Genomic DNA, 950 nt, shown 5'->3' on the forward strand with positions numbered 1-950 from the left:
TCTGGTTCAACATCAGTAAGTGACTCAACGTCAACGTCGTTGAGTAATTCGGGTTCGATCTCGGTCAGTGAATCTGGCTCAACGTCAGTAAGTGATTCAACATCAACGTCGTTGAGTGATTCGGGTTCGATCTCGGTCAGTGAATCTGGTTCAACATCAGTAAGCGATGCGACATCAACGTCGTTAAGTGATTCAACTTCGACATCAACATCATTGAGTAATTCAGGCTCAATCTCGATTAGTGAGTCTGGCTCAACGTCGGTGAGTGATTCGGAATCAATCTCTGTCAGTGAATCTGGTTCAACATCAGTGAGTGATTCGACGTCAACGTCGGTGAGTGATTCAACATCAACGTCGTTGAGTGATTCGGGTTCGATCTCTGTCAGTGAATCTGGCTCAACATCAGTAAGTGGCTCAACATCAACGTTGCTGAGTGATTCAACTTCGACATCAACATCATTGAGTAATTCAGGCTCAATCTCGGTTAGTGAGTCTGGCTCGATGTCAGTAAGTGATTCAACCTCGACATCAACATCGTTGAGTAACTCAGAATCAATCTCAGTTAGTGAGTCTGGCTCGACGTCAGTAAGTGATTCGACATCAACATCATTGAGTAATTCAGGCTCAATCTCGGTTAGTGAGTCTGGCTCGACGTCAGTAAGTGATTCAACTTCAGCATCGTTGAGTGATTCGGGTTCAATCTCGATTAGTGAATCTGGCTCAATATCAGTAAGTGACTCAACGTCAACGTCGTTGAGTAATTCGGGTTCTATTTCTGTCAGTGAATCTGGCTCAACGTCTGTAAGTGAATCGACATCAACGTCGTTGAGTAATTCAGGTTCAATTTCTGTCAGTGAATCTGGCTCAACATCAGTAAGTGACTCAACATCAACGTCATTGAGTAATTCAGGCTCAATCTCGGTTAGTGAGTCTGGCTCGACGTCAGTAAG

1 protein-coding gene is annotated in these 950 nt (G+C 44.2%); it reads right to left on the reverse strand.

What is annotated here, in order from left to right; genetic code table 11:
• Positions 1 to 950 (reverse strand): clumping factor A (locus tag FD04_RS12880; RefSeq protein ID WP_162255747.1); only part of this gene is annotated, 950 nt, incomplete at both ends.

The sequence above is a fragment of the Secundilactobacillus odoratitofui DSM 19909 = JCM 15043 genome, assembly GCF_001434895.1.
GTDB classification, from domain to species: domain Bacteria; phylum Bacillota; class Bacilli; order Lactobacillales; family Lactobacillaceae; genus Secundilactobacillus; species Secundilactobacillus odoratitofui.